Raw genomic sequence first — 26,061 nt, forward strand, 5'->3', positions numbered from 1 at the left:
ATGTTCCTGTTCCCTTACCGATAGAAGCGGCCCCGACCTACGCATATTCGGCCGGCCGGAGCAACGAAGCTCTGCGGCCGGCCTCGTCGATCAGAAGCGGTCGACGTCGATGACCGCCTGCGCAAAGGCCTGCGGTGCCTCCTGCGGCAGGTTGTGGCCGATGCCGCCGCCGATCGTGCGATGCTCGTATCTGCCGGAGAACTTTCCGGCATAGGCTGACGGTTCGGGATGCGGCGCACCGTTTGCATCACCCTCCATGGTAATGGTCGGCACCGAAATCACCGGTGCTGCAGCAAGCGTTTCCTCATAGGCATCATACTTGGCCTCGCCTTCGGCAAGTCCCAGGCGCCAGCGATAATTGTGGATGACGATGTCGACATGGTCAGGATTGTCGAAGGCGGCCGCCGATCTGTCGAATGTCGCATCGTCGAAATTCCACTTCGGCGAGGCCGTCTGCCAGATAAGCTTAGCGAAATCGTGCCGATTGCTCTCATAGCCGAGACGTCCGCGCTCAGTGGCGAAATAGAACTGATACCACCACGCAAGCTCGGCCTTCGGCGGAAGCGGCTTTTGGTTGGCCTCCTGGCTGCCGATCAGATAACCGCTCACCGAGACCATCGCCTTGCAGCGCTCCGGCCACAGCGCGGCCATGATATTGGCAGTCCGCCCGCCCCAATCGTAGCCGGCAATCACCGCTTTCTCGACATCGAGCGCGTCGAGCAGAGCGATCATGTCGGCGGCGAGCGCCGATGGCTGGCCGTTGCGAACCGTCTTATCATCGAGGAAGCGAGTGGTGCCATAGCCGCGCAGATAAGGCACGATCACCCTATAGCCGGCCGAGGCAAGCAGAGGCGCAACGTCGACGAAACTATAGATGTCATAGGGCCAGCCATGCAGCAGCAACACGACTGGGCCGTCCGCCTTCCCCGCCTCGGCATAACCGATATCGAGCACACCTGCCTTGACCTGCTTCAGCGTTTCGAACGACGTGTTGGTTCCGGCCTTCACGTCGGACGGGGATGCGGCGGGCGATGCCTGAGCGGCGGCAACGCCGGCCACGCCGAATTCGACCGCGGCGAGGGCAACGGCGGTCATGCCGAAGAAACGGCGGCGGTGATGGTTGATTTGCTCTGACATCGGTCTCTCCTGTCGAATGATCACGGTGCTGATGTGACCTTGCGCTTGTATCCCCCATATGTCGCAAGCCGTCGATTTTTGAATGGGAATGTAGCTTCCGGCCGCCGGGATACATTCTGATACAATCCCGCCTTGCCGGCAAAACATCGGTATCGGCCCGCAATCCGTAGCGGTGACGTCAGCTTGTATCGCTTTGTATCGCCCGCGCCGATCCGCAACACTTCGGTACATTTTGCCGCCAAACCAGACACATCGGGGATACTTCCGCCCGGCCATATCCCCGCCGTTGCTGGTTCAGGCCCATCGCCGTCCAGAACCCGATCAATCGGTTTCAAAGGAAACGATGATGACACTTCTGATCATTGCCTATCTCGGGGGCGCGCTGACGATCCTCAGCCCGTGCATCCTGCCCATCCTCCCCTTCGTCTTCGCTCGTGCCGGACAGCCCTTCGTCAGGAGCACGCTGCCGATGCTGGCGGGTATGGCCGCCACCTTCGCCCTCGTCGCCACGCTTGCGGCGGTCGGCGGCAGCTGGGCCGTTCGCACTAACGAATATGGCCGCCTTGCCGCAATCGTCCTGCTGGCGCTCTTCGGCGCAAGCCTGCTTTCGCCGCGCTTTGCAAGCACGCTTGCCCGCCCGATCGTCGATCTCGGCAACAACCTCACGAACGCCGGCAGTGGCGGACGCTCCACCCCAACGATCAAGAGCGCCATTATTCTCGGCGTTGCCACCGGACTGCTCTGGGCGCCCTGCGCCGGGCCGATCCTCGGTTTGGTTCTCACCGGCGCCGCCTTGCAGGGCGCCAACCTGCAAACGACCTTCCTGCTGATCGCCTATGCCGCCGGCGCCGCAACCTCGCTTGCTCTCGCTCTGCTTGTCGGCGGCAGGATATTCGCTGCCATGAAACGCTCCCTCGGCTTCGGCGACCGGATCCGTCAGGCGCTCGGTGCAGCCGTCTTGGCCGGCGTCGCCGTCATCGCGCTCGGCCTCGACACCAGCCTGCTGGCACGGCTGTCCTATGCCAGCACCGCATCGCTGGAACAGGCCTTGCTCGACAGGCTGCATGCCAAGCCCGCCGGCGGCTCATCGTCCGAGGTCGCCAGCAGCGATGTGATGATCGCCAATGCGAAGAAGCCGTTCCGCAGCGATTTGGCCGTCGAAGGTTATGCGCCTTCACTTGACGGCGCCGTCGAGTGGCTGAATTCCAAACCGCTGACCATGGAGCAGTTGCGCGGCAAGGTGGTGCTCGTCGATTTCTGGACGTATTCCTGCATCAATTGCATTCGCACGATCCCTTATGTCAGGGCCTGGGCGGAAAAATATGCCGATCAGGGTCTCGTCGTGATCGGCGTCCATGCTCCGGAATTTGCCTTCGAAAAGAAGATCGACAACGTCAGGAAGGCGGTCGGCGACTTCAAGCTCGGTTATCCCGTTGCCATCGACAATGATTACAAAATCTGGCGCGCCTTCGAAAACAGCTACTGGCCCGCCGCCTATCTGATCGATGCCAAGGGCCAGATCCGCTACCACCATTTCGGGGAAGGCAATTATGACAGGACCGAGAAGGCCGTTCAGGACCTGCTGCGCGAGGCGGGCAGTGAAACGACGGCAAGCGCTCTGGTCACGCCCGATGCGAAGGGTGTGGAAGCCGGTCCCGACCTCGGCAGCATCGGCTCCGGCGAGACTTATATCGGCTATGAGCAGGCGGCGAATTTCGCCTCTCCCGAAGGCCTGCAAGCCGACGCCCCACACACCTATTCGATCGCCGAACCAGACCTCAATGGATGGGGCTTGTCGGGAACCTGGACTGTCGGCAAGGATCAGGCGACGCTTGATCAGCCTGGCGGCGGCATCACCTACCGCTTCAGCGCCCGGGACCTGCATCTCGTTCTCGGGCCTGGCGCCGACGGCAAACCGATCCGCTTCCAGGTGATGGTCGACGGCAAGGCGCCCGGGGCGGGCCATGGCTCCGACATCGATGCCGATGGCAACGGCACAGTAACGGCAACAAGGCTCTACCAGCTCGTCCGCCAGTCCGGCACCGTCGCCGCCCGCAACTTCGAGATCCGTTTTCTCGATCCCGGCGTCCAGGCCTACGCCTTCACATTCGGCTGAATAAAACCGGCGGCGATGACGACGGCCGAATTGAATTGCCCCTCTCCACGAATGGAGAGGGGCAAGACATCTTTACTGGTTGGCGGCGACCGGGCGGACCAGCGCTGTGACACGGCGGATGGTGACGCGGCGGTTTTCCTGTTCGGGGCCTGACGTGTTGACCTTCAGGTAGCGCTCGCCGTAGCCCTGGGTCGCCAGGTTCTCCGGCGGAATGCCGTAGACGTCGGAGAGCACGTTGGCGACCGATTCGGCCCGCTGGTCGGAGAGGACGAGATTGCTCTGATCCGTGCCGACGGCATCCGTATGCCCCTCGATCAGGAAGGTTTCGCTCGGATCCTTCTTCAGCACCTGGCTGATCGCGTCGGCAACCTTGCGCAGGGTGCGCGCCTGGGTCATCGGGATCTCGGCGCTGCCGGTCGCAAAGGTCACCGTATCGAGGTCGATGCGGCGCACCTTGTCGCGGATACGGGCCGAATATTTCACCTCGTCAAGCGAATAGACACGTTCCACCGGCTCGACGGGCGGCTCGCTCAGGAACTCGTAATAATCCCGGTTCGGATCGCTGCGGGTATCGATGATGTAATCGCTGAGCGGCACGCGCAGCCGCATCGGCGGCAGATCGGCGCCCGGATCCTCGAAGTAATCGCGGTCAGGATCCTCATAGAGGTCCTGGGAGTAATAGAGCACGTGCTCGCGTCCGCGGGCATCTACGCGCGACCGCTGGATGATGTCACCATAGCGATTGCGGATGGTAACGATGCGGTAGCCCTCCGGCCGCGTGATCGTCTCGCGGTAGCGATCACCCGACAGCTCCTCGTAGGTCGGCCGCTCGCCGTCGCGCAGGAACCGCCTGTCGTCGTCGCCGCGCACGATCACCTGATTGTTGTACTGGATGATCACGCGGCTGTCGTCCTGGCTGTCGCTATACCGCGCACCGTCAGGGCGGACAAATTGCGGCCGCTCGTTGAGCCTCGTGCCCTTCTCGCTGGTGACCGCCTCGAGCTTGACCGGCGCCGGCGCCTTGGCGCCGGTAGCGGCCTGCGCGTCGGCGTCCGAGGTCGGCACCTTGAAGTCCTGGCTGTCGGCGCGCTGCTTGTCGCGGTCGCGGCGGCCTTCCCGGCCCTTGCTGCGGTCGGCATCCTTGTCGCTGTCGAGCACGGCCGCACCGTTCTCGACCGGCAGCACGACGGTTTCATTGCTCTTGGCCGGATCTGCGGCGATCTTCTTACGGCGCTCCAGCTCCTCGGGCGATACTTTCTCAGGCGCCGGAATGGCCTGCTCCGCCTGCTGGCCACCACTGGCATCCGGCAGCGGCTGGGCGGTGTCGGTCGCCGGCGCGGCCGGCTGTTCGCCGGCAGGTTTTGCCGCGGTGCCGTCCTTCGGCTTTTCTGCGGGTGCGACAACAGGTGCCGCCGCCTTGTCTTCAGTCGCCTTTTCTTCAGTCGCCTTTTCTTCGGTCGCCTTGTCTTGGGTCGTCTTGTCTGCGGCCGGCTTCTCGCCAGTCGTCTTATCGGCGGGGGCCGCGGCCTCCCCCTTTGCCGGCTTCTGCTCGGCCGGCGCCTCGGCGGCAGGTTTTGCCTCCGGCTTGACTTCGGGCTTGGCCTGTTCTTCGGCCGGCGTCACCGCCTCAGGCGCAGCGGTCTCCGCCTTGCCCTTGCCTTTCTCTTTGCCCTGGGCCTTATCCTGCCCCTTGTCCTGCCCCTTATCCTGCTTGTCGCGCGGCCGCTGCTTGCCGCCATCCGGCTTGGATTCGGGCTGAGCCTGCTCGGTCGCGGGCTGAGCCTCCTTCGCGGCCGGCTGCTGTTCCTGTGCCGGCTGAGCCTCCGGCTCGGCCTGCTGGGCTTCCTGCTTCTTAGGCTTTTTCGGTTTTTCCTGCGTTACCGGCTGCTGCTCCTGCTGCGGCGCGGCCTCCGGCTTTGCCTCGGGCTGGGCTTCCTGCTTGGCTTTCCGCTCGGGTTTGCTTTCGGCCTTGGGCGCGGGCTCCTCCTTCGGCGCTTCGGCCTTCGGCGGTTCCGGCTCTGCCTTGGGTTCAGGCGCCGGCGCCTCCTTCCGCTCCGCTTTCGGCTTTTCGGCAGGCGCTTCCTTGGGCTGCTCGGCGGCCGGAGCCTTTTCAGCCGGAGCCTCTTCCTTCTCCTTATGCTTTTTCTTCTTCAGCAGTTCCTCTTCGGAGGGTGCGTCGGCCGGCGCATCCTGCGCCACTTCGAAACTTCCCTGGTCAACTTGCCGCACGGCTTCGGCCTGCGTCTGAACGCCGCGTATGGCGGCCAGCGCCGATGCCGGCTGGAAAGCCAGCGAGAGAGAAAGCAGCGGAAAAGCCGCGCTTGCGAATAATCTTGATTTCATGCCCATCGGATTTCCTCGATCCTGTTTGAACTTCCTGAAGGCCGACAGGCCCTGCTTCCGCCCCTAGCGTCGCATTGAGGCGAAACGGCGAAATGGCAAAGCGCCAAGCCGCCGATTTGTTCCGGTTCTAGGAATTCGGGGATTAACCTTACATGAATGTTGCAGTCCGGCGCCGTTCATCTCACCCGCTGTTTGCGCGGCAAATCGCGCGGGAATTTCTGTTGCATTTCCATGAAAAAAAGTCTGATTATCGCGGCAAGGCGGTGCCCCGTCACCGTTGAACAGCAGCCGTCAGCCCAAGAGAAAAATGCGCGACGGCTACCAACAGAGAGGATCCTCATGCATATCTCCACTCGTATTTTCGCGGCAGCTTCGATCGCGGCGATGTCCCTTTTCGCCGGTTCGGCCATGGCCGATGGCGAGAAGTATGTGATCGGCACCGATTCGACTTATCCGCCCTTCGAATTCGTCGACGCAAGCGGCACGATCCAGGGCTTCGACATCGACATCACCAAGGCGCTCTGTGCCGAGATGAAGGCCGAATGCTCCTTCGTCAGCACCGATTGGGACGGCATCATCCCGGCGCTCAACGCCAAGAAGTTCGACATGATCGTCTCCTCGATGTCGATCACGCCGGAGCGCCTCAAACTCGTCGACTTCTCCAACAAGTACTACAACACCCCGCCGGCCGTTGCCGTGCCGAAGGATTCGACGATCACTGACGTTGCCGGCCTGAAGGGCAAGGTCATCGGCGCACAGACCTCGACGACGCATGCCAACTACGCCGAGAAACACCTCCCGGACACCGAGCTGAAGCTCTACCCGACGGCCGACGAATACAAGCTCGACGTTTCCAGCGGCCGCGTCGACGCCGTCATCGATGACGTCGTCGTGCTCTCCGAGTGGGTCAAGTCCGACGCCGGCGCCTGCTGCAAGATCCTGACGACCCTGCCGGTCGACAAGGAGATCAACGGCAACGGCGCCGGTATTGCCATTCGCAAGGGCGATCCGCTCAAGGAAAAGCTCAACACTGCGATCGCTGCGATCCGCGCCAGCGGCGAGTACAAGAAGATCCAGGACAAGTACTTCGATTTCGACGTTTACGGCGAATAAGAAATTCGGTACTGGCCAATGAAAGCGAATGGCGGAAGGCTTGCTCTTCCGCCATTTTTGTTTGACAAAGGTAGCAAGATCAAAACGGCAAAAGCCGTGAGGGGAATCCACGCATGGGCGGATTGTTTTCCGCGCTCGGCTCCTTCTGGAGCTCACTTGTGCACATTTTCGATCCGCTGTGCGGACCCGTCGGCATCTTCACCTGGTTTGGTCAGTCGACGCTTCTTGCGTGCGGCGATACAGGCTGGGGCGACGAGATCGCGCTCGGCTTGCAGGTTACCGTTTCGGTGGCGATCGTCACCTTGCCGATCGGGCTCGCCATCGGTTTTCTCGTGGCGCTGGGCCAGCAGTCGGAGGAAAAGCCGCTACGGCTGGCGGCCGGCATCTACACCACGATTTTCCGCGGACTGCCGGAGCTTCTGACGCTCTTCATCATCTATTACGGCATGCAGATGCTGATCCAGTCTCTGCTGACCTTCGTCGGTTATGATGGACCGCCGGTCGAGATCAACGCCTTCCTCGCCGGCGTCATCGCGCTGTCGGTGGTCTTTTCCGCCTATTGTTCGGAAGTACTGCTCTCGGCCTTTCGCGCCATTCCCAAGGGGCAATATGAGGCGGGCGACGCGCTTGGACTGCATCACGGCCGCACGCTGCGGCTGATCATCCTGCCGCAGCTCGTGCGCATCGCGCTGCCCGGCCTGACGAACCTCTGGATGGTCCTCCTGAAGGACACCTCCTACGTCTCGATCATCAGCCTTGCCGATATTCTGCGCCAGACGAGCGTCGCGGTGCGCGTGACCAAGGAACCCTTCTTCTTTTATGGCCTGGCCTGCTGTCTCTATCTGGTGCTCGCCGTCCTCTCCTCCTTTCTGCTCGTCTATGTCGAGCGCTGGGCCAAGCGTTCGGAGGTCCGGCGATGAGCTACGCTGAAACATTGATCCCGCCGCAGCCCGCCCCCCGTAAAGTGGCAAAGCCGATAACGGGTGCCCGCCTTGCCGGCTATATCCTCGTTGCGATTTGGGCGCTGTTTGCCGCACTGCTGGCCTATACCGTCGTCAATGGCTGGGATCCGGAGAAGTTCACCCGCTACGGGCCGCGCTACCTTCACGGTCTCGGGGTAACGCTGAGCCTCGTTGTCATCTCCGTCGTCTGCGGCGCCCTCCTGTCGCTGCCGCTCGCCATGGCGCGCCTGTCGAGCAGCCGGGTACTGAACTGGCTGGCCTACGGCTATATCTACTTCTTCCGCGGCACACCGCTGCTTGCCCAGTTATTCCTGGTCTACTACGGCCTCGGCATATTCCGGCCGCAGTTGGAGGCCGTCGGCATCTGGTGGTTTTTCCGCGACGCCTGGTATTGCGGCCTTTTCGCCATGACCATCAATACCGCGGCCTACCAGGCGGAAATCCTACGCGGCGCTATCCAAAGCGTACCGCACGGCCAGCGGGAGGCGGCAGCCGCACTCGGCATCCACAAGTTCATCGCTTTCCGCAAGATCATCCTGCCGCAGGCTCTTATCGTCGCACTTCGCCCTTACGGCAACGAGATCATTCTGCTGATCAAGGGCTCGGCAGTCGTCGCCATTATCACCGTGCTCGACCTGATGGGCGAAACCCGCTACGCCTTCTCTCGCACCTTCGACTACCAGACCTATCTTTGGGCGGCGATCTTCTACCTTTCCATCGTCGAGGCATTACGCCATCTCTGGGCCTGGATCGAGCGCCGCCTGACCCGCCATCTCAAGCGCTGATGCATGACGCCCAAAACTGTGCGGCACGACGTGCATCAACAGGAAACGGCTTGGCAGCACTCTCGGCAATCTGCTGCCAAGTATTTGATATTAAAAATCAATTGTTCTTTTCTGAAGTGCCTGTAAGGTTTTCGTTAACCACTCGCATGTTTCCATATCACGCAGCGCTAATAAGCGCGCGAGTGGGAACGAGAAGAAACGGAATACGATGCACAAGGACATGGAAAAACAACTGCAGGGCTACGGTCTGACGACAGCCCAGATCCTCTACCACCTGCCCGACCACCCGGCGATCCTGCAAAGCTACGTCTGGCAGGAGTACGACCTCGCCCCCGATTTTCCCGAAATGCGCGGCTTCCTGAAATTCTGGGAAGAAAAGCTCGACGGGCCATTGCATTCGGTACGCTACGTCCACCGCAAGCTGATTTCGGCAACCGAGTGGCGGGCGTTGAAAGGCGAGTTCATCCTGCACTGATCGGAGCCCGCCACGTCACACATGCGCCTCGCCGTGACCGAACTCGCCCTCGTCGCGGTCGGGACGCAGGGCGAAAGCAAGCATGCCGAGATAGAAGGTGAGGACAATGGCAATGACGACAAGGCCGGGAATCGGCCCTAGCACGGCATTGTCGATGACATAGGTCCATGACTGCGCCTGTAGCGCCGGCATGCCTTCCGTCTGCAGTTTCGGCGTCGAGATCTTCAGGCACCAGGCAAGCAACAGGATCAGGTACATCCAGCCATAATTGCGCTTGAGGCGGCGGTGCATCGCTTCGTGATAGCTCAGCAGGAAACGCGGCTTGCGCAGGCTATTTGCGATAATCGTAGCCCATTCGCTGCCGGCATTGGCGTCGGGCGCCATGATCTGAGCGAAATAGCAGCGCTCGACCTGGCGAATGCGAGCCCGGTAAATGTCGAAGAAGCGGTAGCGTCGCGCCTCTATCATCAGCAGCAGCGTCACCAGCATGATCCCAAACAGCAGCACACCGTGATGCGAGGTCGGCGTCGACAGTGACACCGACAGTAGCGCCGCCACAACGGTGATCGCCCAGTTCGACGTCCGGTCGATGCGATCGCGCCAGCTCGTCATCCGCCCGAGTTCGCCGCGGTAATAATGGCTGAGCGAATTGGTGATCTCACCAGGCGTGCCTGGCATCAGCGGTATCCGCATGCCCTCTTCCTCCCTTGCCGACGGCACCCTGTCTTGCTTGGTCTCCATGGCTTTTCCTCCCTTCGTGTTCTTTTCAGCCGGTCGATCATAGGCGTCGCTCATTCTGCGCCTGCAAGCGCGCCATTGCAAAACATCGAAAGCGGCCTTAGAGCCATTCCTGAAAACACAGAGACGGTGAATTGCGATGGCAAAGAAGATCGACGAAGAAGCCCTCGGCGAAGCCTACAACCGCGCGCTGGCGCTGGAAAAGGCCGGCGATGTCGACGCGGCCGTGGCAGCCTATGAGGAAGTCCTGGCAATCGACCCCGACGATCACGGTGGCGCGGCCGTGCGCATCGCCGCGATGGGGCGCGGCGAAACACCGGTCAAGGCGCCCGACGCCTATGTCGAGACCTTGTTCGACCAGCATGCCGAGGTTTTCGAAGACGTGCTCGTCGAGCAACTCGGTTATCACGTGCCGATGCTGGTGCGCCAGCGTCTGCAGGCCCTGAAGCTCGGGCCGTTCAAGCGTCTGCTCGATCTCGGTTGCGGTACCGGCCTGACCGGTGGCGCCCTGCGCGACCTCTGCGAGGACATGACCGGCATCGATCTATCGGAGAATATGGTCGAGATCGCCCATGAGAAAGATATCTACGAGACGCTCTTCGTCGCCGAGGTCGAGGATTTCCTCGACGACAATGACGAGGAAGCCTTCGACATCATCACCGCCACCGACGTGCTGCCCTATCTCGGCGCGCTCGAACCGCTGTTCTTCGGCGCCGCCGAGAACATGGCGCCAGGCGGCCTGTTCGTCTTCTCGTCGGAAACCCTGCCGGAGGAGACCCTCGCCGGCCGCGCCTACATGGTCGGCCCGCACCAGCGCTTCGCTCATGCCGATGCCTATGTGAGAGAACGGCTGACAGCCACCGGTTTCGAACTCGTCGAAATAACCGATATCAACGTGCGCATGGAAGACGGCCAGCCGACTCCCGGCCATCTGGTGATCGCCAAATATCTTGGCTGACGGAATAGTTGCGCGATCGGCGAAGTATCTGTTGCGCAATTTCTTCCGACCTGATACTTAGTCGATCGGTAAAGTTTACAGCAACGACAGGAAGTCGCCGCATGTCGCTCGTTTTCTATGGACATCCGCTCGCCTCCTTCTGCCACAAAGTGCTGATCGCGCTTTACGAAAACGGCACGCCCTTCGACAATCGTCTCGTCGATCTTTCCGATGAGACGTCGCGCGCCGATCTTTTCCGCTTCTGGCCGATCGGCAAGATGCCGCTGCTGAGGGACGAAGCGCGCGACAGCACCATTCCCGAAACGTCGATCATCATTGAATATCTCGATCACTACTATCCCGGTCCCGTTCGCCTGCTGCCGCTGGAGATCGACCGTGCGCTGCAGGTCCGGCTGTGGGACCGTTTCTTCGACCACTATGTCCAAGCACCGATGCAGACGCTCGTCAGCAATCGCCGACGCCCCGAGGGCACGGCCGATGCGATCGAGATGGCAGCCGCCAGGACGACACTCGCCACCGCCTATGCGATGATCGAAAAGCAGCTCGCCGACAAGCGATGGATAACGGGGGAAGCCTTCACCATGGCCGATTGCGCCGCCGCCCCCGCCCTGTTCTATGCCGAGACGCTAGTGCCGTTCTCGCAGGACCAGCCGAAGCTTCGCGCCTATTATGATCGGCTGCTGGCTCGCCCGTCCTTTGCAAGAGCGCTGGAAGAGGCCCGCCCCTACTTCAAGTTCTACCCTTATCACGACAGGCTGCCGGCCCGCTTCCGGGATGCGGCGGGATGATCGAAAGCCAGGCGGATCTCGACCGCATGTTCCATGCGCTTTCCGACCGCAGTCGCCGCGGCATGATCGACCGCCTCGGCCGCGGCCCGGCGTCCGTCACCGAGCTGGCCGCGCCGCTTGCGGTCGCCCTGCCGACGGTGATGAAACATCTGCAGGTGCTGGAGGAAAGCGGCCTCGTACTCTCCGAAAAATCCGGCCGGGTGCGAACCTACCGCCTGCAGCAGGATGCGCTTGCCGCCGTCGAGCGTTGGGTAGAACAGCGAAAGAGCGGCTGGACCGCCAGCTTCGACAGGCTGGATCAATATCTCGCCGAAGAACCGGAGACCTTTTCCGAATGACGATACGATCCGCCGAACACGCCACCCTCGTCATCGAGCGCCATCTGAATGCACCGGTCTCCCGCGTCTTCCGCGCCTGGTCGACGCCGAAGGCCAAGCGCCAGTGGTTCGCCTGCCACGGCGAATGGGTGCCGCTGGAATACGGGCTCGATTTCAGACCGGGCGGCACGGAAAGGAACCACGTCGCAGACACCGATGGGCTTCTGCACGCCTATGACGCGCATTACATCGATATCGTGCCGGATACGCGCATCATCTATGCCTATGAGATGAAGCTCGGCGAAACCCGTATCTCCGCCTCGCTCGCCACCGTCGCCTTCGAAGTCCAAGCCGACGGCACCAGGATGGTCTTCACCGAGCAGGTGGTCTTTCTCGACGGCTACGCCGACAACGGCGCCCGCCTCCAGGGCACCGAGATCGGCCTCGACAATCTCGAACTCTTTCTCGAGCGCGAGGCGAGCCCGATCCATTAGCCGAATCTCAGCCGCTTTATTTCTTCCGGGAGGCGGCAGCCTTTGCTGACACATTCAATGCTGCGGCGGCGCGAAAGAGCACCTTCAGCGCCTCCTCGTCGATCTCGTCGCCCTCATGGAAATCGATGGCGCGCCTCGTGTTACCGTCGAGGCTGGAATTGAAGAGACCTGAAGGATCCTGCAATGAGGCGCCCTTGGCGAAGGTCAGCTTCACCGCGCTCTTATAGGTCTCGCCGGTGCAGATGATGCCGGAACGCTCCCACACCGGAACCCCTCGCCACTTCCATTCCTCGACCACCTCGGGCTCGGCCTGCTTGATGAGCGCCCGAACCCGGGCGAGTACTTCGCCGCGCCAATCGCCGAGTTCCTCGATCCTCGCATCGATTAGCTGAGATGGGGAGGCTCTCCCCTCTGCTTCCCCGGAATCGCTCTTCTTCATGGCTGCTGTCGCTTTCTTCATGGTTCCTCCCGCCCGTCATTCGAGGGTTATGGTTATCACATCCGTTCGCCGGGCAATCGGCTCGCCTGCTCCACCCAGGCGGCGAGCTGGGCCTCATCGATTTCGTCGTCCTCGCGGATGTCGAGGTAACGAACTTCCTTCTGCTTGGAATGGCCGGGCGGCAGAGGCTGCAGCGACGCACCCCGGAAGAATGCCACCTTGACGTATTTCGTAAAGCAATGAATGCCGAGGAACCAGCCCTGCCCTTCGATGCCGTAGAAGGGCGAGTTCCATTTGACTGCCTTATGCACATTGGGCACGGTACGCGTGATCAGTGCATCGAGGTGGCGCCCGACGTCGCTTTTCCAACCCGGCATCGCGGCGATATAGGCCTGCACCGGAGCTTCGCCATAACCCTTGGCGATCTGCGGATTGCCGCCCGAAAGAAGGGTCGGCTCTGCAGCGGCCGGCTTGGCGGCGGTCTTCTCGGTGAGCGTCACTTGGGTCGTGGACGTCTTACCCGCCATTGCGTCACTCCTATCTCCCACGCCATCTGCCGGCATAGGGCAGCAGGAAGAGGTAAAGACCGGTCAGCAATAGCAGGCCAAGCGCCAGCAGTGCCAAGAAGCCGCCCCAGACGGTCGATTTCTCCTGTACCATGGCGATAATATTGAGAATGACCGCCACGGTAAAGGCAACGGACAGCAAGCGGGGGATCTGCCGCAACCAGTTGCTCCAGCTCAATAGGGCCTCCCCCGTTTACATCAGCCGAGGCGACGGGCGGCGTCACCCCATCCGCGCCAGCACCTGCTCCAGATTTGCAAGGAACTGCATCCACCCGCTCCTGGCGCCGCCGTAAGCCTGCCGCTGATCCGGCCGGAAACCCGCCTGCTCCATGCGCAGGTGCGTACCCGTGCTGGTCGGAGTGAGAGTCCAGGTGACGGTGCTTTCGAGACCGTAGGCATCCCAAGTATAGGACAGCGTCTTGTTCGCCTCGACCTCCAGAACCTTACAGTCGACCGAACCCCATTCGGCATTGAACCGGAAGCGATGGTCTGCGACCGGCTTGAAGTCGCTCTTCATCAGCCATTCCTGGATCAGGTGGGGCTGGGTGAGCGCCCGCCAGATCTTTTCCGAGGGAAAAGGAAATTCCCGTTCGATGACGACGGAGCGCGTTTCTGTCGATATGTCGGTCATTGATCCATCCTTTTCAGCAAATCTTCGAGATCGTTGAAGCGGTTTTGCCAGAAGCCGGCCATCTCGCTCGTCCAATCGACGAGCGGAGCAAGCGCGCCGAGCTGCGCGCTATAATGCGTCTGGCGACCTTCGTGGCGGTCGCGCACCAATCCGGCTTGCTTGAGAATGCCAAGATGCTTTGAGACGACCGGCTGCGAGACCCCGGCCCGGGCGGTCAGTGCGCCGACTGTCTTCTCGCCTTCTCGGCACAGCCGCTCGAAGAGCGCCCGCCGGGTGGTATCGGCAAGTGTCCTGAACAGCACGTCCGGAGCATTGGGCATTTGAAATCCATACCTTGCTAGCTATGGATTAACCTATAGCTGCGAAGGCATGGGTTAGTCAAGCGACAAAAAAATTGACATAAGAAGGCGCAGCAAGCATGTCGGGCATAGAGAACATGCGGGTTCGAGAAGATCATTTGCCAATAACGCATAGTCTATCGGCTATACATCAATTTTTTCCAGATCACGCGGGATCGCATCCGGAAGACGGCCCTCAGGCTGCCGAGGCCTTGCCTTAGCAACAAAATGCCGAAAGCCGTAAACGGCTTCCGGCGATATCAAGCTCGGCGTCTTTGTTCTGGTTCAGGAACCGGAGACGACTTTCAGGTTGCCGCCATGGCTGCCGCCTGCAAAGATCTGCTTGCGGCCGAACTCATTGTTGAAGGCCAGGCGCTGTTGCTCGCGGGTGATGCCGAGCTCGGGGAAGAGCAGCTCGGCGACGCGATAGGCTTCTTCCAGGTGCGGATAGCCCGAACCGATCACCGTATCGATGCCGATCTCCTGATATTCGCGCAGACGCGCAGCCACCGTCTTGGGCGAGCCGACCAGTGCCGTGCCTGCGCCGGCGCGCACCAGGCCGACGCCGGCCCACAGGTTCGGCGAAACCTCGAGCTTGTCACGGCGGCCGCCATGAAGGGCTGCCATGCGCTTCTGGCCGACCGAGTCGGATTCGTGGACGAAACGCTCCTGCGCCTCGCGGATCGTATCGTCGTCGAGATGGCGGATCAGCCGCTCGGCCGCCTCCCATGCCTCCTCATCGGTTTCGCGCACGATGAAGTGCAGGCGGATACCGAAGCTCACCTCGCGGCCACGCTCGGCGGCGGCCTTGCGCACCTTGGCGACCTTCTCGGCCACCTGCGCCGGCGGTTCGCCCCAGGTCAGGTACTTGTCGACGCGGCCGACGGAGAAATCGATGCCGGCATCCGACGAGCCGCCGAAATAAAGCGGCGGACGCGGGTTCTGCACCGAGGGAAAGCCGAGGCGCGCATTGGTCGCCCTGATGTATTTGCCGTCGAAGCTCGCCGTACCCTTGTCCAGCAGTTCCTCGAACACGGTAAAGAACTCCTCGGCATGGGCATAACGCTCGTCATGCTCGAGATGAATGCCGTCGCCGGCAAGCTCCGCCGGGCTGCCGCCGACGACGATGTTAAGCAGCAGACGGCCGTTGGAAATGCGGTCGAGCGTCGTCGCAAGGCGAGCGTAGTAAGCGGGTGAGGCGGTGCCGGGGCGGATCGCCACCAGGAACTGCAGTTTCTCGGTCTTGGCGGCAAGCGCCGCTGCCGTCACGAAGGATTCCTCGCAGGCCACCCCGGTCGGCAGCAGCACGCCGGAATAACCGAGCCGATCGACCGCCTGGGCGATCTGCGTGAGATAGCCGATCTCGGGCGCGCGGTTGAGATCGGCGGAACCGAGATAGGTGCCATCGCCCGACGTCGGGATGAACCAGAGGAAATTGATGGGATCGGATGGGGCGGTCATGGAAACGGTCCTTTGCTGCGAAATTCAAAATTCAGCTCGCGCGGCTAAGCCGGCCTTCGCACGGGCCTGCCACCGCCCCGCGCGCATGTTTGGGAGGATCGCGGGGCGGCGTCGGGAGGAATGCCGGGGCTCTGTCTGCGCGTGAACATCTGCAATATCCTGTCGATCGATGGCGGCTGGCCGGGTCCTCGAGAGTCGCCTTCGATCGTCAGGATATTGACATAGACTATGAATTATATCGACAATATCAATTTTCCATTGTCATCCGCTTCGAGGAATATTTTTCCCCGTTCGGGCGCTCGTCGGCAAGCGCCTGCCGTCACACCTCCCGACGTTCGACGGCCAGCCGCTCCCGGATAAAGCCGGGGCCGCCTGCAAGGCGCGTCGCAAGCAGGCTCGCGGGATCCACCATGCGCCAATAGGGCGTAACCGTCGAAACCGGCTCGCCCTTTTCCAGCGCATCGAAGGACATTTCGGCAATCGCGCGCAAATGCCGCTGCACGGTCACCGGGCAACAGGCATCCGCCCCATAGTGGGCAGCGAGACGGCGGCGAAGGACGCCGACCTCGGTGGAAACACCTTTCGGCGCCGACCGGATCTGCTCTACGACCATCTGCTGCGATGGAATGAGCATCGCCTGCATTCCGCTGCGGCCTCTGCGCCGCGCCTTGATCACGGGAACTTCGTCCATGTCTCCCCCGGAAACATTGTGGTTTCTCCTCAATCTAGGGTTCGAGCGATTGACGGCCAGCTTCGATGCGTCAATCGGAACGAAGTCGGTCTTCACGGCTTTTCTGCTCTCGCCGTTTCGGTTAATCCTCGAAGCCTCGCACTCGGGATAAGGATAGGACATATGGCTAAAGTCGCATTCATCGGTCTCGGCGTCATGGGATTTCCCATGGCCGGTCATCTGAAGACGAAGGGCGGCCACGATGTCACCGTCTACAATCGGACGGCCGAAAAAGCCGCCGCCTGGGCCGAGAAATTCTCTGGCAAGTCCGCCCCGACCCCGGCGGAGGCAGCAGCCGGAGCCGACTTCGTCTTTGTCTGCGTCGGCAATGACGAAGATCTCCGATCGGTGACATCGGGCAAGGACGGCGCCCTGCACCGCATGAAGCCGGGTTCGGTGCTGATCGATAACACGACCGCCAGCGCCGAGGTCGCCCGCGAACTTTATGCTGCGGCAAAGGAGAAAGGCGTCGACTTCATCGACGCTCCGGTCTCGGGTGGCCAGGCCGGCGCCGAAAACGGCGTCCTGACCGTCATGTGCGGCGGTGACGAGGCCGTCTTCGAACGCGCCAGGCCCGTCATCGACGCCTACGCCCGCATGGTCGGTCTGATGGGGCCGGCAGGCTCAGGCCAACTGACCAAGATGGTCAACCAGATCTGCATCGCCGGCCTCGTGCAGGGGCTTGCCGAAGGGCTGCATTTCGGCAAGCGTGCCGGTCTCGATATCGAAAAGGTCGTCGAGGTGATTTCCAAGGGGGCCGCCGGCTCCTGGCAGATGGAAAACCGCCACAAGACAATGAACGCCGGTAAATATGATTTCGGCTTCGCGGTCGACTGGATGCGCAAGGATCTCGGCATCGTGCTCACCGAAGCCCGCCGCAACGGCGCCAAGCTGCCGGTCACCGCCGTCGTCGACCAGTTCTACGGCGACGTCCAGGCGATGGGCGGCAATCGCTGGGACACGTCCTCGCTGCTCGCGCGCCTCGAAAAATGATCACGTCAGCCTCCGACGCAGCCGAACTGATCGCATATCTCGAAACGCTTCGTTCGGAGGAAAATATCGCCGGCATGGCCCGCTTCGGCATTGTCACGAACCGGGCCCTCGGCATCCCCAATCCCGATGTCAAAGCGGTCGCCAGGCAAGCGAAGAAGGATCACGCCAGGGCTATGCAGCTCTGGCGTAGCGACATCCGCGAGGCCCGTCTGCTCGCTCTCTTTACAGCCGAGCCGAAGCAACTGACGGCGGACAATGCGCGAAATTGGGCCGATGATTTCGACTCCTGGGAGATCGTCGACTGCGCCGCCGATCTCTTCGTCGAGGCCCGGCTCGACGAGCTCGTGTTGGAATTCGCCGCCGATGAGCGCGAATTTGTCAGGCGCACTGCCTTCGCCATGATTGCCGGTGCCGCCGTTCATCGGAAGAAGGAGCCTGATGCCACCATCCTTGCCTGGATGCCGCTGATCGAAGCCTATTCCGCCGACCCTCGAAACTTCGTGCGCAAGGCGGTCAATTGGGCACTCCGCAGTATCGGCAAGCGTAATCTCGCCTGCCATGCGCCGGCGCTCGCACTCGCGGGAGTCCTGGCGGAAAGCCCCGACAAAACCACCCGCTGGATCGGCAAGGATGCCGCCAGGGAGCTGACCGGCGAAAAGCTGCTGGCACGGCTGAGATAGAGCGAATGCCGAAGCCCTCGCCTCTTCGTCAATGATGTCTGGATTTTTCGACCAGGAAATCGATCAGCACCCGGACCGCCGGCGGCATGCCCTTGGCGGTCGTGAAGACGATATAGAATTGGCTCTCCTCCGATTGCCATTCCGGCAGCACCCGCACCAGCCTGCCGGCCTGGAGATCCGTCTCGCAGGCGCTTTCGAGCAGAAGGCCAAAGCCGAGGCCGGCACGAGCCGCGTCGAGGATGGCGGTCATACTGCGGCAGGTGAGCCTCGGCTGATGCCGAATCACCCGCCTGGTATCATTCGGGCCGAGCAGTTCCCAGCTATGGAACGACACCCATGAGGTCATTGCCAGCGTCGGCAACTCGGCGAGTTCGTCCACGCAATTGAGGCCACCGGTGCGCTCGATGAGCGAGGGACTTGCAACGAGGATGCGCCGCGCCCGGTCGAGCTTGCGCATCGTCAGACTCGTCTGCGTCTCCGGCTCGTTGGTCGCCCTCACCTCAAGATCGATCCGTTCATTGATGAGATCGGCGCGCCGGTCGGAGCCGATGATCTGCAGCTTGATCTTCGGATAACGCTCCAGGAATTCAGGCAGAATGCCGCCGACCGAAATATCGACGAGGCCGAGCGGGCACCCCATTCGCACCACGCCCTGCGGATCGGACTGGGCCTCGCTGACGATCGACTTGGCGCGGTCGGCCTCCTGCAGAATGGTCTGGCATCTTTCGTAAAAAGCCTGGCCGATCTCCGTCACCCGGAAGTGACGTGTCGAGCGTTCTATGAGCCTTGCGCCAAGCCCATCCTCAAGCCGGCTGACCCGCCTGCTCAACTTCGAACGCGGTATCTTGAGATCGCGACTTGCGGAAGCAAAACCGCCGCTGGAGACAACAGCGGCGAAATAATAGTAATCGTTGAGATCGTCCATAAGAACAAGCTGTCCGAGTAAAGGAATGAATGCCAGCCCCCTGCAAAGGTTGTATCTTCTCTTCCAAAAAGAGGTAATCACATTGTCGGCATTGGAATTTCTTTTCGCGACCTGTTGCGGCAACGCCAGCCGGCGGAGAAGCGGCCAACAGCGCCCGCCTGCACGATGGTGCTATCGATCAATCCAGCGCGGCTGAAAATTGAAGAGGGAGTTCATCGAGAAACGAGGTCGCCAAAAAGCCGACATGCGCAAGCAATGAGCCGCTTGCACGACCTGAAAACTCTGTCGAAAGACTAGCTTGAAGACTGGGCGTCAAAAACGCTGCAAGGACGGTCCGGCAGGGAAGACCGGACCCGTCCCCGTAGCTGATCGGAGGTCACTCGGATCAGAAACTGATTTGAAGTGCCCCCGGCCCGAAAACCGGGGGCATCCACTAAGTAGATTAGAACGAACGCTGCAGACGGAAGTAGCCCGTCGTGGAGTCGTCGCCATCATCCGGATCGAGGTACTGAACCGAGGCCTTGGCGTAGAAGTTGTCGACGATCTGGTAATCAACCGTCAGACCAACCTTCCAAGCATCGCCGAGACCATCGTAGTCGTCCGGAACGGCCTTGCCACCGCCGAAGTAGTTGCCGTAGTACTGAACGGCCGGGGTGATCTTCAGCTTGTCGGTTGCCTTGATAGCGTATTCGGCAGCGATAGCCCATTCAGCCGACGAGTAATAGGAGTTCGGGCCGGAAGAGTAGACGCCAGCGAGGCCGAGCGTGCCGGGGCCGATGTCAACTGTACCCATTGCGCGGATTGCGCCATCTTCGTTGTCGAAGTCCCAGCCACCGGTAACCTGGTAGCTGAATGCGCCGGCAGTGCCACCAACGCCGAAGGCAACGCCAACGTTGTTGGCTTCTTCGCCAGTCTTGTAAACGCCATCTTCCAGTTCGTCGACGCTGAGGCCGGCGTAGAAGGTGCCGCTTTCATACTGATAACGGATGGAGTTGTGCAGCGTTACGACCGAGCCGATGTCGTCGGTTTCGCCGGAGAGGCCATCGTCCCACCAGCTGTAGAAGAGACCGGCGCGGAAGCCCGCGACGTCGAGGTAAGCGGAATCGAGAACGGCGTCCTGATCGGTGGCGTTGTCAGCATTGAACTGCATGACGATGACGCCGGTCAGCGGACCATACTCGGTGTCGCTCTTGGCCGTGAACTGAACCTGACCGCGGGTAACTGCATCCCAGTCCGAATCGCCGCCGACGTCTTCGCCAACGTTAACCTGGAAACGGATGTAGCCTTCGATCTTGAGGCAGGTTTCGGTGCCCGGGATGTAGAAGTAGCCGGTGCCGTAAGCGTCGCAGACGCGAACATATTCAACCGGTTCCGGCTCAGCAGCAACAATAGCGTCAGCTGCAAGAACCGGCGTCGATGCAGCAAATGCTGCTGCTGATGCAAGCAAAACCATTCTGATGTTCATTTACCAATCCATTCCTTTGTCGATCGGGGCTGGCTTCCAATCGGGTAGTCGATTTGAAGCCGGCCCAGTTTGAACAGCCATCTCGGCGTGCGGATCGATCGAACCGCCAAACCGTCATCCCACACGCTGCGTTATCAAGCAATTCTCGATACACGTGAGATGGGCCTACCGAAGCCACTTTCCCCGTAGCCGTGATTTTTATACAACAATTTCAATTATTTAGACGGAAAACAGCACGAGCGGCCCTGCGACGGAAATCATCCATCGCAAGCCGCAAACGCTATACACAGTTCGTCAAATTCTTCACCGTTCGACTCCCGTCGAACATAAAGGTGAAGCGCATAAACTCTACCGCCGGCTAATCAACACATACAAGGCAGCAGTTTAGAACATGGTGTCCTGAATTCGATACCAATGAGACAAAATGATGACGCACCACTCACCGGTCGTTGATAAGCATAGCCTTATATTCGTTACCAGGCTATTTATTTTTGAGAGTTTGGCACGATTTGAGCGTTTTTTCGCTATTTCCAGGGCTTTTCTACAGTCGCGACCATATTCTGCCTCACCCTGCGCTTCCCAGATCGTTCAAATGTGGCCGGATTGCCTTCGGGCAGCTCAATCCTCGCGCAATTGTGGCGTGCGGCAGCAGGCCGCACGCTGCCTTCAATCCTCGTTGGATTTGGCATTCTCCAGAATCATGTAGTCGAGCGGCAGCTGCGTCGAATACTTGATCTGCTCCATCGCAAAGGCGGAAGAAACGTCACGAATCTCGATCTTGGCGATCATGCGCTTGTAGAAAGCGTCATAGGCGGCGATATCGGGCACGACGACTCGCAGGAGATAGTCGACATCCCCGCTCATCCGGTAGAATTCGACCACTTCGGGGAATTCGGCAACCACCTCGGAAAAGCGTCGCAGCCATTCGATCGAATGTGTGGCAGTGCGAATCGACACGAAGACCGTGACTTTGGTGTTGACCTTCTCGGGATCAAGGATGGCGACTCGCCGCTTGATGACGCCGTCTTCCTCCATCTTCTGGATGCGCCGCCAGCACGGCGTCGTCGAAAGCCCGACTTTCTTGGCGAGATCGGCCACGGCAAGGGTCGAATCTTCTTGCAGCAGACGCAGTATTTTGCGGTCGAGGCGGTCCATGCGCACAACAGTCCTTTCGAATTATTTTTCTTTGTATAACGCGATTCCGCACAACGAAAAGAATTTTGTTTCAGGAAAGCAGTATTTTCGTCCGCCCGCGCAAGACCGGGAGAAGTTCGCCCTCAAACCAGGGATTACGCTTGAGCCAACCGCTGTTGCGCCAGCTGGGATGCGGCAGCGGCAGTACCGCCGGCAACCGGCCGGACAGCAGGCTGTCGCGCCATGCCCGCACGGTCTCGGTCATATTGCTCTGCTTTTCGTCAACCATATGCCAGGCCTGCGCATATTGACCGATGACCAGCACCAGTTCGATCTGCGGCATCGCCGAAATCACCCTCTGCCGCCAGAATGGCGCGCATTCGCGGCGCGGCGGCAGATCTGCGCCCTTGTCGTCGTAGCCGGGAAAGCAGAACCCCATCGGCACGATGGCGAATCGGTCGCGGTCGTAGAAGCTTGCCCTGTCGACGCCGAGCCAGGACCGCAACCGGTCGCCCGAGGCATCGTCAAACGGCAGGCCGCTCTCATGCACCCTGAGCCCCGGCGCCTGTCCGGCGATCAGGATGCGTGCCTTCGAGGAGATCACCACCACCGGCCGCGGCTCGTGCGGCAGCCGATATTCAGGGCCTTTGCCCGGCATATCCCGACAGATGCGGCAGGAGGCGATTTCGCTCCTCAGCATCTCCAGGGTGGCTTCGTCGGTCATGTCTTTACTCCCACCCGGCGATTTGCCGGATGAAACGCAGGGGGCCGTCGAAGCTGGATTTGTGGCGCGCGTGATCGCGCACATCACGCGGCCGCTCGAAAGCCCCGGCCCAAAGGCCCGCCTTCGCGGCCCTCGCCTCGGCCTCCTCCTTGCCATAGCCGCCATAGGAGATGGCCATGCCCCGGCGCACCATGGCGGCATTGATGTCACCACCCGCCTCGCTTCGGCAGACGACAAGCAGCCTGTCGTACCGGTCGCGCCGGCTGCCCTGGCAAAGCGTTCCCGATGCCAGGACCATGCTCTGCAGCGCCTCGCGCGCCGCGCGCCCGCAAGCCCAGGTCTTCCCCGCCCGTTCGCAGCTCTGGTGGAGCTCCGGTGCATCGATGCCTTCGAGGCGCAAACGTTCGTCTCCCAATATCAAACTGTCGCCGTCGGCAGCATGAAAAGCGCCAGCACGCTCGATTCTCGCTGCGTCGTTGAGCTTGGCGGCAATCAGCGCCAGGAGCGCCAGCAGGGCAAAAGCGATCACGCCGTCGCGAATCAGGCGCAGGCCCCGTGTCACGCTTTCGCCTCCTTAAAAAACAAATCCTTGGCAAAGATGGCAAACATCTTCTTAAGAATTGCCGGTTAAGCTCTTATCCACCCTGGGATGAAGTTTCAACGTGCACATGAGTACCGGCGTAAGCACATCGACCGACAAGATTATCGTCGACAGGTCGCGCAGTCACCGCAACAAGGCCGTTTCCAAGGCCGTGCGGCAGACGCGCGAACGTCTTCAGTCCGGCCATGCGTCCAATTCCTCCTTCGACCGCGACGTGCTCAAGATGTATGTGACGTCGATGCTGCAGGGCGCGACGATCATGCCGCTCTTCGTCGTCATCATCACCGCCCTCGGCGTCTATTTCACTCAAAACACGCAATTGCTTTTCTGGGCGCTGCTGACGCTCACCTGTCACGCCGGCAATATCCTGCTAGCGCGGCGTGCACGTCGGCAGGAAATCACCTCCGAGAACGCCCGCAAATGGCGCCGCCTTCTGCTGCTCGGCCAGTTCCTGCTCGGCTGCTGCTGGGCCATCTTCGCGCTGCAGGGCTGCGATAGCTGCGAGCCGTCGAGCTTCATCCTCTATAAGGGTGCGACCCTGTTGATCGCTCTCTCCGTCACGGCGATGTCGAACTTCATGCTGACGCCTGCCGTGCTCGTCGCCTTCGCGCCGGCGATTCTGGCACTCGCCGCCAAGAGCGGCCTGTCGCGCGACCTGCTCGAAATCAGCCTGACGGGCGCCTTCACCACCACCGTCGTCTTCTTCAATTATATCAGCGACCGGCTCTTCAAGTCGAACCTCAAGATCCTTTCCTACCAGTCGGAGAAGGATGATCTGATCGCCGAGCTCGAGGTGGCGAAATCGATGTCGGACGAGGCCCGCCGCCGCGCCGAGGAGGCAAACCTCGCCAAATCCCGCTTTCTCGCCTCCATGTCGCACGAGCTCAGAACCCCGCTCAACGCCATTCTCGGTTTCTCCGAAGTGATGTCGGCGGAAGTCATGGGGCCGCTCGCCAATCCGACCTACAAGGAATATGCCGGCGATATCCACCGCTCAGGCCAGCATCTACTCGATCTCATCAACGAGATCCTCGACCTTTCCCGCATCGAGGCCGGCAAATACGAGCTGAGCGAGGAGGCGATCTCGCTTCTCGATATCACCTAAGATTGCATCGGCATGGTCCAGTTGCGCGCCCGCGCCAAGAACATCGCCATTTCGGATCAATTCGAGAGGCAGCTGCCGGCCATCTGGGCAGACGAGAAGTCAATGCGCCAGGTGGTGCTCAACCTTCTCTCCAATGCCGTCAAGTTCACGCCGCAAGGCGGCGAAATCCACGTCAAGGTCGGCTGGACGGCCGGCGGCGGACAATACATTTCGATCAAGGACAACGGTCCCGGCATTCCGGAAGAAGAGATCCCCATCGTGCTCTCGGCCTTCGGTCAGGGCTCGATCGCCATCAAGAGCGCTGAACAGGGCACCGGCCTCGGCCTGCCGATCGTCCAGGCGATCCTTGCCAAGCATGACGGGCAGTTCTTGTTGAAATCGAAGCTGCGCGAAGGCACCGAGGTTATCGCCATCCTGCCCGCCAAGCGCGTTCTGCAGAGCCTGCCAGCCGTCGAAGAAGCTCATGCCGTCGCTCGCAAGCGCCGGAGCTTTGCCTGATTCAGCCCGCGTGGTTTCGGCCGATCCAGTCTAAATCAGGCGGGGCTGAAAAACAGGTGCTTGCCGAGAACGAAGCCGAGATAGAGGCAGCAGGCAGCGATCATGCAGGTCACTGCAAAGGAGCCGAGATCCTTGGCATGTTTGCCGACGATCGAAATCTCCGGTGAAATCCGGTCGATCACCTCTTCGACGGCGGTATTCATCGCCTCCATCGAAAACAGCCCGAGAAACAGCAGCACTGCGACGACGATTTCACCCGCGCTCGCCCCCACCAGCGCCAGCGTCGCCATCGAAACGACGAAGAAGCCGAGCTCCTGACGGAAGGCCGCCTCTTTCAGCACGCGCAGGAAACCCGCCCAGGAATAGCTCGCCGCGGCGATGAAATGCCGAAATCCGGTCTGCTTCGTCACCGCGGGCTTCGTCAAGATCCATCCCCTAATGCTTGTTGGCCACACCCGCCTGGGCGAAAGTCGCCATGCCGGAATGGCAGGCGGCCGCCGCCTTGACGATGCCGGCGGCAAGAGCAGCCCCCGTGCCTTCGCCGAGCCGCATACCGAGCGCCAGAAGCGGCGTCTTGCCGAGCATCTCGATCGCGCGCAGATGTCCGGGCTCGCCGGAAACATGTCCGATCAGGCAATGGTCGAGCGCGGATGGATTGGCGGCCTTCAGGATAGCCGCAGCGGCCGTCGCGACATAACCGTCGATCAGCACCGGGATGCGCTCCATGCGGGCGGCAAGGATGGCGCCGGCCATGGCCGCGATCTCGCGGCCTCCGAGCCGCCGCATGATCTCGAGGGGATCGTCGAGATGATCGCTGTGCAGCGCCACCGCCTTTTCCACCGCCGCGATCTTGCGCTCCAGCATCTCGCCTTCCGAACCAGTGCCGGGTCCAACCCAGTCGCGCGCCGAACCGCCGTAGAGCGCGTAGTTGATCGCAGCGGCAATCGTCGTATTGCCGATACCCATTTCGCCGATGCAGAGCAGGTCGGTGCCACCGGCAATCGCCTCCATGCCGAAGGCCATGGTGGCAGCGCAATCGCGCTCGGAAAGCGCAGCCTCCTCGGTGATGTCGCCTGTGGGATATTCAAGCGCCAGATCGAAGACTTTCAGCCCGAGATCATAGGCAACGCAGATCTGGTTGATCGCCGCACCGCCGGCCGCAAAATTCTCGACCATCTGCTGCGTCACCGCGGGCGGAAAGGGCGTGATGCCCTGCCTGGTGACGCCGTGATTGCCGGCAAAGATTGCCACCAGCGGCCGGTTGACGGCGGGGGCGCGGCCCGTCCAGGCAGCAAGCCAGAAGGCGATTTCCTCGAGCCTTCCAAGCGCGCCCGGCGGCTTGGTCAGTTGCGCGTCGCGTTCGCGCGCGGTCACCAGCGCGCGGGCATCCGGCCCCGGCAGGTCACGGAGCAGGGTACGGAAATCGTCGAACGGCAGGCCTGAAACGCTCATCTGTGCGGTTTTCCTATGAATCCGGTATTCTTGTTTTCACGCAAACCACTTGTTTGCATCGAGCAAATCAGCTTCTTTGCGGATGGCAACTCT

The 26,061-nt window shown here is 61.2% G+C and carries 28 protein-coding genes and 1 pseudogene; 12 read left to right on the forward strand and 17 right to left on the reverse strand.

Annotation, left to right across the window (positions count from 1 at the left end):
• Positions 1 to 90: 90 nt before the first annotated feature.
• On the reverse strand, positions 91 to 1,137 hold the full coding sequence (locus RHEC894_RS12330; RefSeq protein WP_085737479.1) for an alpha/beta hydrolase: 1,047 nt from the start codon (positions 1,135 to 1,137) through the stop codon (positions 91 to 93).
• Between the two features lie 346 nt (positions 1,138 to 1,483).
• Between RHEC894_RS12330 and RHEC894_RS12335 the strand changes: the two genes are divergently transcribed.
• A complete protein-coding gene (locus RHEC894_RS12335; RefSeq protein ID WP_085737480.1) occupies positions 1,484 to 3,253 on the forward strand; it encodes a cytochrome c biogenesis protein DipZ in 1,770 nt (589 codons plus the stop codon).
• A 72-nt stretch (positions 3,254 to 3,325) separates the two neighbouring features.
• Here RHEC894_RS12335 and RHEC894_RS12340 read toward each other — a convergent pair whose 3' ends face one another.
• Complete coding sequence (locus tag RHEC894_RS12340; protein ID WP_085737481.1) at positions 3,326 to 5,602, reverse strand: OmpA family protein; 2,277 nt, start codon at positions 5,600 to 5,602, stop codon at positions 3,326 to 3,328.
• Between the two features lie 333 nt (positions 5,603 to 5,935).
• Here RHEC894_RS12340 and RHEC894_RS12345 point away from each other — a divergent pair, with 333 nt between their 5' ends.
• From RHEC894_RS12345 to RHEC894_RS12360, 4 genes are all read left to right on the forward strand, one after another.
• Positions 5,936 to 6,709, forward strand: coding sequence for a transporter substrate-binding domain-containing protein (locus tag RHEC894_RS12345; protein ID WP_085737482.1), 774 nt, complete (start codon positions 5,936 to 5,938; stop codon positions 6,707 to 6,709).
• Positions 6,710 to 6,822: 113 nt separating this feature from the next.
• Positions 6,823 to 7,629, forward strand: coding sequence for an ABC transporter permease (locus RHEC894_RS12350; protein ID WP_085737483.1), 807 nt, complete (start codon positions 6,823 to 6,825; stop codon positions 7,627 to 7,629).
• Positions 7,626 to 8,456, forward strand: coding sequence for an ABC transporter permease (locus RHEC894_RS12355; protein WP_010065923.1), 831 nt, complete (start codon positions 7,626 to 7,628; stop codon positions 8,454 to 8,456). The genes RHEC894_RS12350 and RHEC894_RS12355 overlap by 4 nt, the downstream gene beginning before the upstream one ends.
• A 208-nt stretch (positions 8,457 to 8,664) precedes the next feature.
• Complete coding sequence (locus RHEC894_RS12360) at positions 8,665 to 8,931, forward strand: usg protein (RefSeq protein ID WP_085737484.1); 267 nt, start codon at positions 8,665 to 8,667, stop codon at positions 8,929 to 8,931.
• 15 nt (positions 8,932 to 8,946) lie between these two features.
• On the opposite strand, the gene RHEC894_RS12365 is transcribed toward RHEC894_RS12360, so the two are convergent.
• Entirely contained in the window at positions 8,947 to 9,672 is a 726-nt protein-coding gene (locus tag RHEC894_RS12365; protein ID WP_085737485.1) for a DUF2270 domain-containing protein, read from the reverse strand.
• Between the two features lie 136 nt (positions 9,673 to 9,808).
• On the opposite strand from RHEC894_RS12365, the gene RHEC894_RS12370 reads away from it, so the two are divergent.
• From RHEC894_RS12370 to RHEC894_RS12385, 4 genes are all read left to right on the forward strand, one after another.
• Positions 9,809 to 10,627, forward strand: a complete 819-nt coding sequence (locus tag RHEC894_RS12370; protein ID WP_085737486.1) for a methyltransferase domain-containing protein — start codon at positions 9,809 to 9,811, stop codon at positions 10,625 to 10,627.
• Positions 10,628 to 10,728: 101 nt separating this feature from the next.
• Positions 10,729 to 11,415 carry a glutathione S-transferase family protein gene (locus RHEC894_RS12375; protein ID WP_085737487.1) on the forward strand — a complete coding sequence of 229 codons (687 nt, stop codon included), beginning with the start codon at positions 10,729 to 10,731 and terminating at the stop codon, positions 11,413 to 11,415.
• Positions 11,412 to 11,753 carry a metalloregulator ArsR/SmtB family transcription factor gene (locus tag RHEC894_RS12380; RefSeq protein WP_085737488.1) on the forward strand — a complete coding sequence of 114 codons (342 nt, stop codon included), beginning with the start codon at positions 11,412 to 11,414 and terminating at the stop codon, positions 11,751 to 11,753. The genes RHEC894_RS12375 and RHEC894_RS12380 overlap by 4 nt, the downstream gene beginning before the upstream one ends.
• Positions 11,750 to 12,226 carry an SRPBCC family protein gene (locus tag RHEC894_RS12385; protein ID WP_010066435.1) on the forward strand — a complete coding sequence of 159 codons (477 nt, stop codon included), beginning with the start codon at positions 11,750 to 11,752 and terminating at the stop codon, positions 12,224 to 12,226. Before RHEC894_RS12380 ends, RHEC894_RS12385 begins: the two co-directional genes overlap by 4 nt.
• Positions 12,227 to 12,242: 16 nt before the next feature.
• On the opposite strand, the gene RHEC894_RS12390 is transcribed toward RHEC894_RS12385, so the two are convergent.
• From RHEC894_RS12390 to RHEC894_RS12420, 7 genes are all read right to left on the reverse strand, one after another.
• Positions 12,243 to 12,686 carry a DUF1801 domain-containing protein gene (locus RHEC894_RS12390; protein WP_010066436.1) on the reverse strand — a complete coding sequence of 148 codons (444 nt, stop codon included), beginning with the start codon at positions 12,684 to 12,686 and terminating at the stop codon, positions 12,243 to 12,245.
• A gap of 35 nt (positions 12,687 to 12,721) precedes the next feature.
• Positions 12,722 to 13,192 (reverse strand): DUF1801 domain-containing protein, encoded by a 471-nt coding sequence (locus RHEC894_RS12395; protein WP_085737489.1) that lies wholly within the window; start codon positions 13,190 to 13,192, stop codon positions 12,722 to 12,724.
• 10 nt (positions 13,193 to 13,202) lie between these two features.
• Positions 13,203 to 13,409 (reverse strand): hypothetical protein, encoded by a 207-nt coding sequence (locus RHEC894_RS12400; protein WP_085737490.1) that lies wholly within the window; start codon positions 13,407 to 13,409, stop codon positions 13,203 to 13,205.
• A 42-nt stretch (positions 13,410 to 13,451) separates the two neighbouring features.
• Positions 13,452 to 13,862, reverse strand: coding sequence for an SRPBCC domain-containing protein (locus RHEC894_RS12405; RefSeq protein WP_010066440.1), 411 nt, complete (start codon positions 13,860 to 13,862; stop codon positions 13,452 to 13,454).
• Positions 13,859 to 14,182 (reverse strand): metalloregulator ArsR/SmtB family transcription factor, encoded by a 324-nt coding sequence (locus tag RHEC894_RS12410; protein WP_010066439.1) that lies wholly within the window; start codon positions 14,180 to 14,182, stop codon positions 13,859 to 13,861. Before RHEC894_RS12410 ends, RHEC894_RS12405 begins: the two co-directional genes overlap by 4 nt.
• Before the next feature lie 303 nt (positions 14,183 to 14,485).
• A complete protein-coding gene (ssuD, locus tag RHEC894_RS12415; protein ID WP_085737491.1) occupies positions 14,486 to 15,661 on the reverse strand; it encodes an FMNH2-dependent alkanesulfonate monooxygenase in 1,176 nt (391 codons plus the stop codon).
• A 319-nt stretch (positions 15,662 to 15,980) separates the two neighbouring features.
• On the reverse strand, positions 15,981 to 16,352 hold the full coding sequence (locus RHEC894_RS12420; RefSeq protein ID WP_010067807.1) for a hypothetical protein: 372 nt from the start codon (positions 16,350 to 16,352) through the stop codon (positions 15,981 to 15,983).
• Positions 16,353 to 16,514: 162 nt separating this feature from the next.
• Between RHEC894_RS12420 and RHEC894_RS12425 the strand changes: the two genes are divergently transcribed.
• Entirely contained in the window at positions 16,515 to 17,384 is an 870-nt protein-coding gene (locus tag RHEC894_RS12425) for an NAD(P)-dependent oxidoreductase (RefSeq protein ID WP_085737492.1), read from the forward strand.
• On the forward strand, positions 17,381 to 18,064 hold the full coding sequence (locus RHEC894_RS12430; protein WP_085737493.1) for a DNA alkylation repair protein: 684 nt from the start codon (positions 17,381 to 17,383) through the stop codon (positions 18,062 to 18,064). Before RHEC894_RS12425 ends, RHEC894_RS12430 begins: the two co-directional genes overlap by 4 nt.
• Positions 18,065 to 18,092: 28 nt before the next feature.
• On the opposite strand, the gene RHEC894_RS12435 is transcribed toward RHEC894_RS12430, so the two are convergent.
• The 5 genes from RHEC894_RS12435 to RHEC894_RS12460 form a co-directional block, all read right to left on the reverse strand.
• Positions 18,093 to 18,989, reverse strand: a complete 897-nt coding sequence (locus tag RHEC894_RS12435) for a LysR substrate-binding domain-containing protein (RefSeq protein WP_085737494.1) — start codon at positions 18,987 to 18,989, stop codon at positions 18,093 to 18,095.
• A 442-nt stretch (positions 18,990 to 19,431) separates the two neighbouring features.
• Positions 19,432 to 20,454 carry a porin gene (locus RHEC894_RS12440; RefSeq protein ID WP_085737495.1) on the reverse strand — a complete coding sequence of 341 codons (1,023 nt, stop codon included), beginning with the start codon at positions 20,452 to 20,454 and terminating at the stop codon, positions 19,432 to 19,434.
• A 666-nt stretch (positions 20,455 to 21,120) separates the two neighbouring features.
• Positions 21,121 to 21,609: an Lrp/AsnC family transcriptional regulator gene (locus RHEC894_RS12450; protein WP_004678404.1), complete on the reverse strand. Its 489-nt coding sequence runs from the start codon at positions 21,607 to 21,609 to the stop codon at positions 21,121 to 21,123.
• Positions 21,610 to 21,679: 70 nt separating this feature from the next.
• The gene (locus RHEC894_RS12455) at positions 21,680 to 22,312 is read right to left on the reverse strand and encodes a uracil-DNA glycosylase family protein (RefSeq protein ID WP_085737496.1); all 633 of its coding nucleotides are present in this window, start codon (positions 22,310 to 22,312) and stop codon (positions 21,680 to 21,682) included.
• Between the two features lie 4 nt (positions 22,313 to 22,316).
• On the reverse strand, positions 22,317 to 22,874 hold the full coding sequence (locus RHEC894_RS12460) for a thermonuclease family protein (protein ID WP_010066851.1): 558 nt from the start codon (positions 22,872 to 22,874) through the stop codon (positions 22,317 to 22,319).
• A 106-nt stretch (positions 22,875 to 22,980) separates the two neighbouring features.
• Here RHEC894_RS12460 and RHEC894_RS12465 point away from each other — a divergent pair.
• Positions 22,981 to 24,516: pseudogene (locus RHEC894_RS12465) on the forward strand (HAMP domain-containing sensor histidine kinase).
• 35 nt (positions 24,517 to 24,551) lie between these two features.
• Here the strand turns inward: RHEC894_RS12465 and RHEC894_RS12470 are convergent.
• Positions 24,552 to 24,941, reverse strand: coding sequence for a diacylglycerol kinase (locus RHEC894_RS12470; RefSeq protein WP_010069055.1), 390 nt, complete (start codon positions 24,939 to 24,941; stop codon positions 24,552 to 24,554).
• Between the two features lie 10 nt (positions 24,942 to 24,951).
• Positions 24,952 to 25,968 carry a nicotinate-nucleotide--dimethylbenzimidazole phosphoribosyltransferase gene (gene cobT, locus RHEC894_RS12475; protein WP_085737497.1) on the reverse strand — a complete coding sequence of 339 codons (1,017 nt, stop codon included), beginning with the start codon at positions 25,966 to 25,968 and terminating at the stop codon, positions 24,952 to 24,954.
• Positions 25,969 to 26,061 lie beyond the last annotated feature (93 nt).

This window comes from Rhizobium sp. CIAT894 (assembly GCF_000172795.2).
Classification (GTDB): Bacteria; Pseudomonadota; Alphaproteobacteria; order Rhizobiales; family Rhizobiaceae; genus Rhizobium.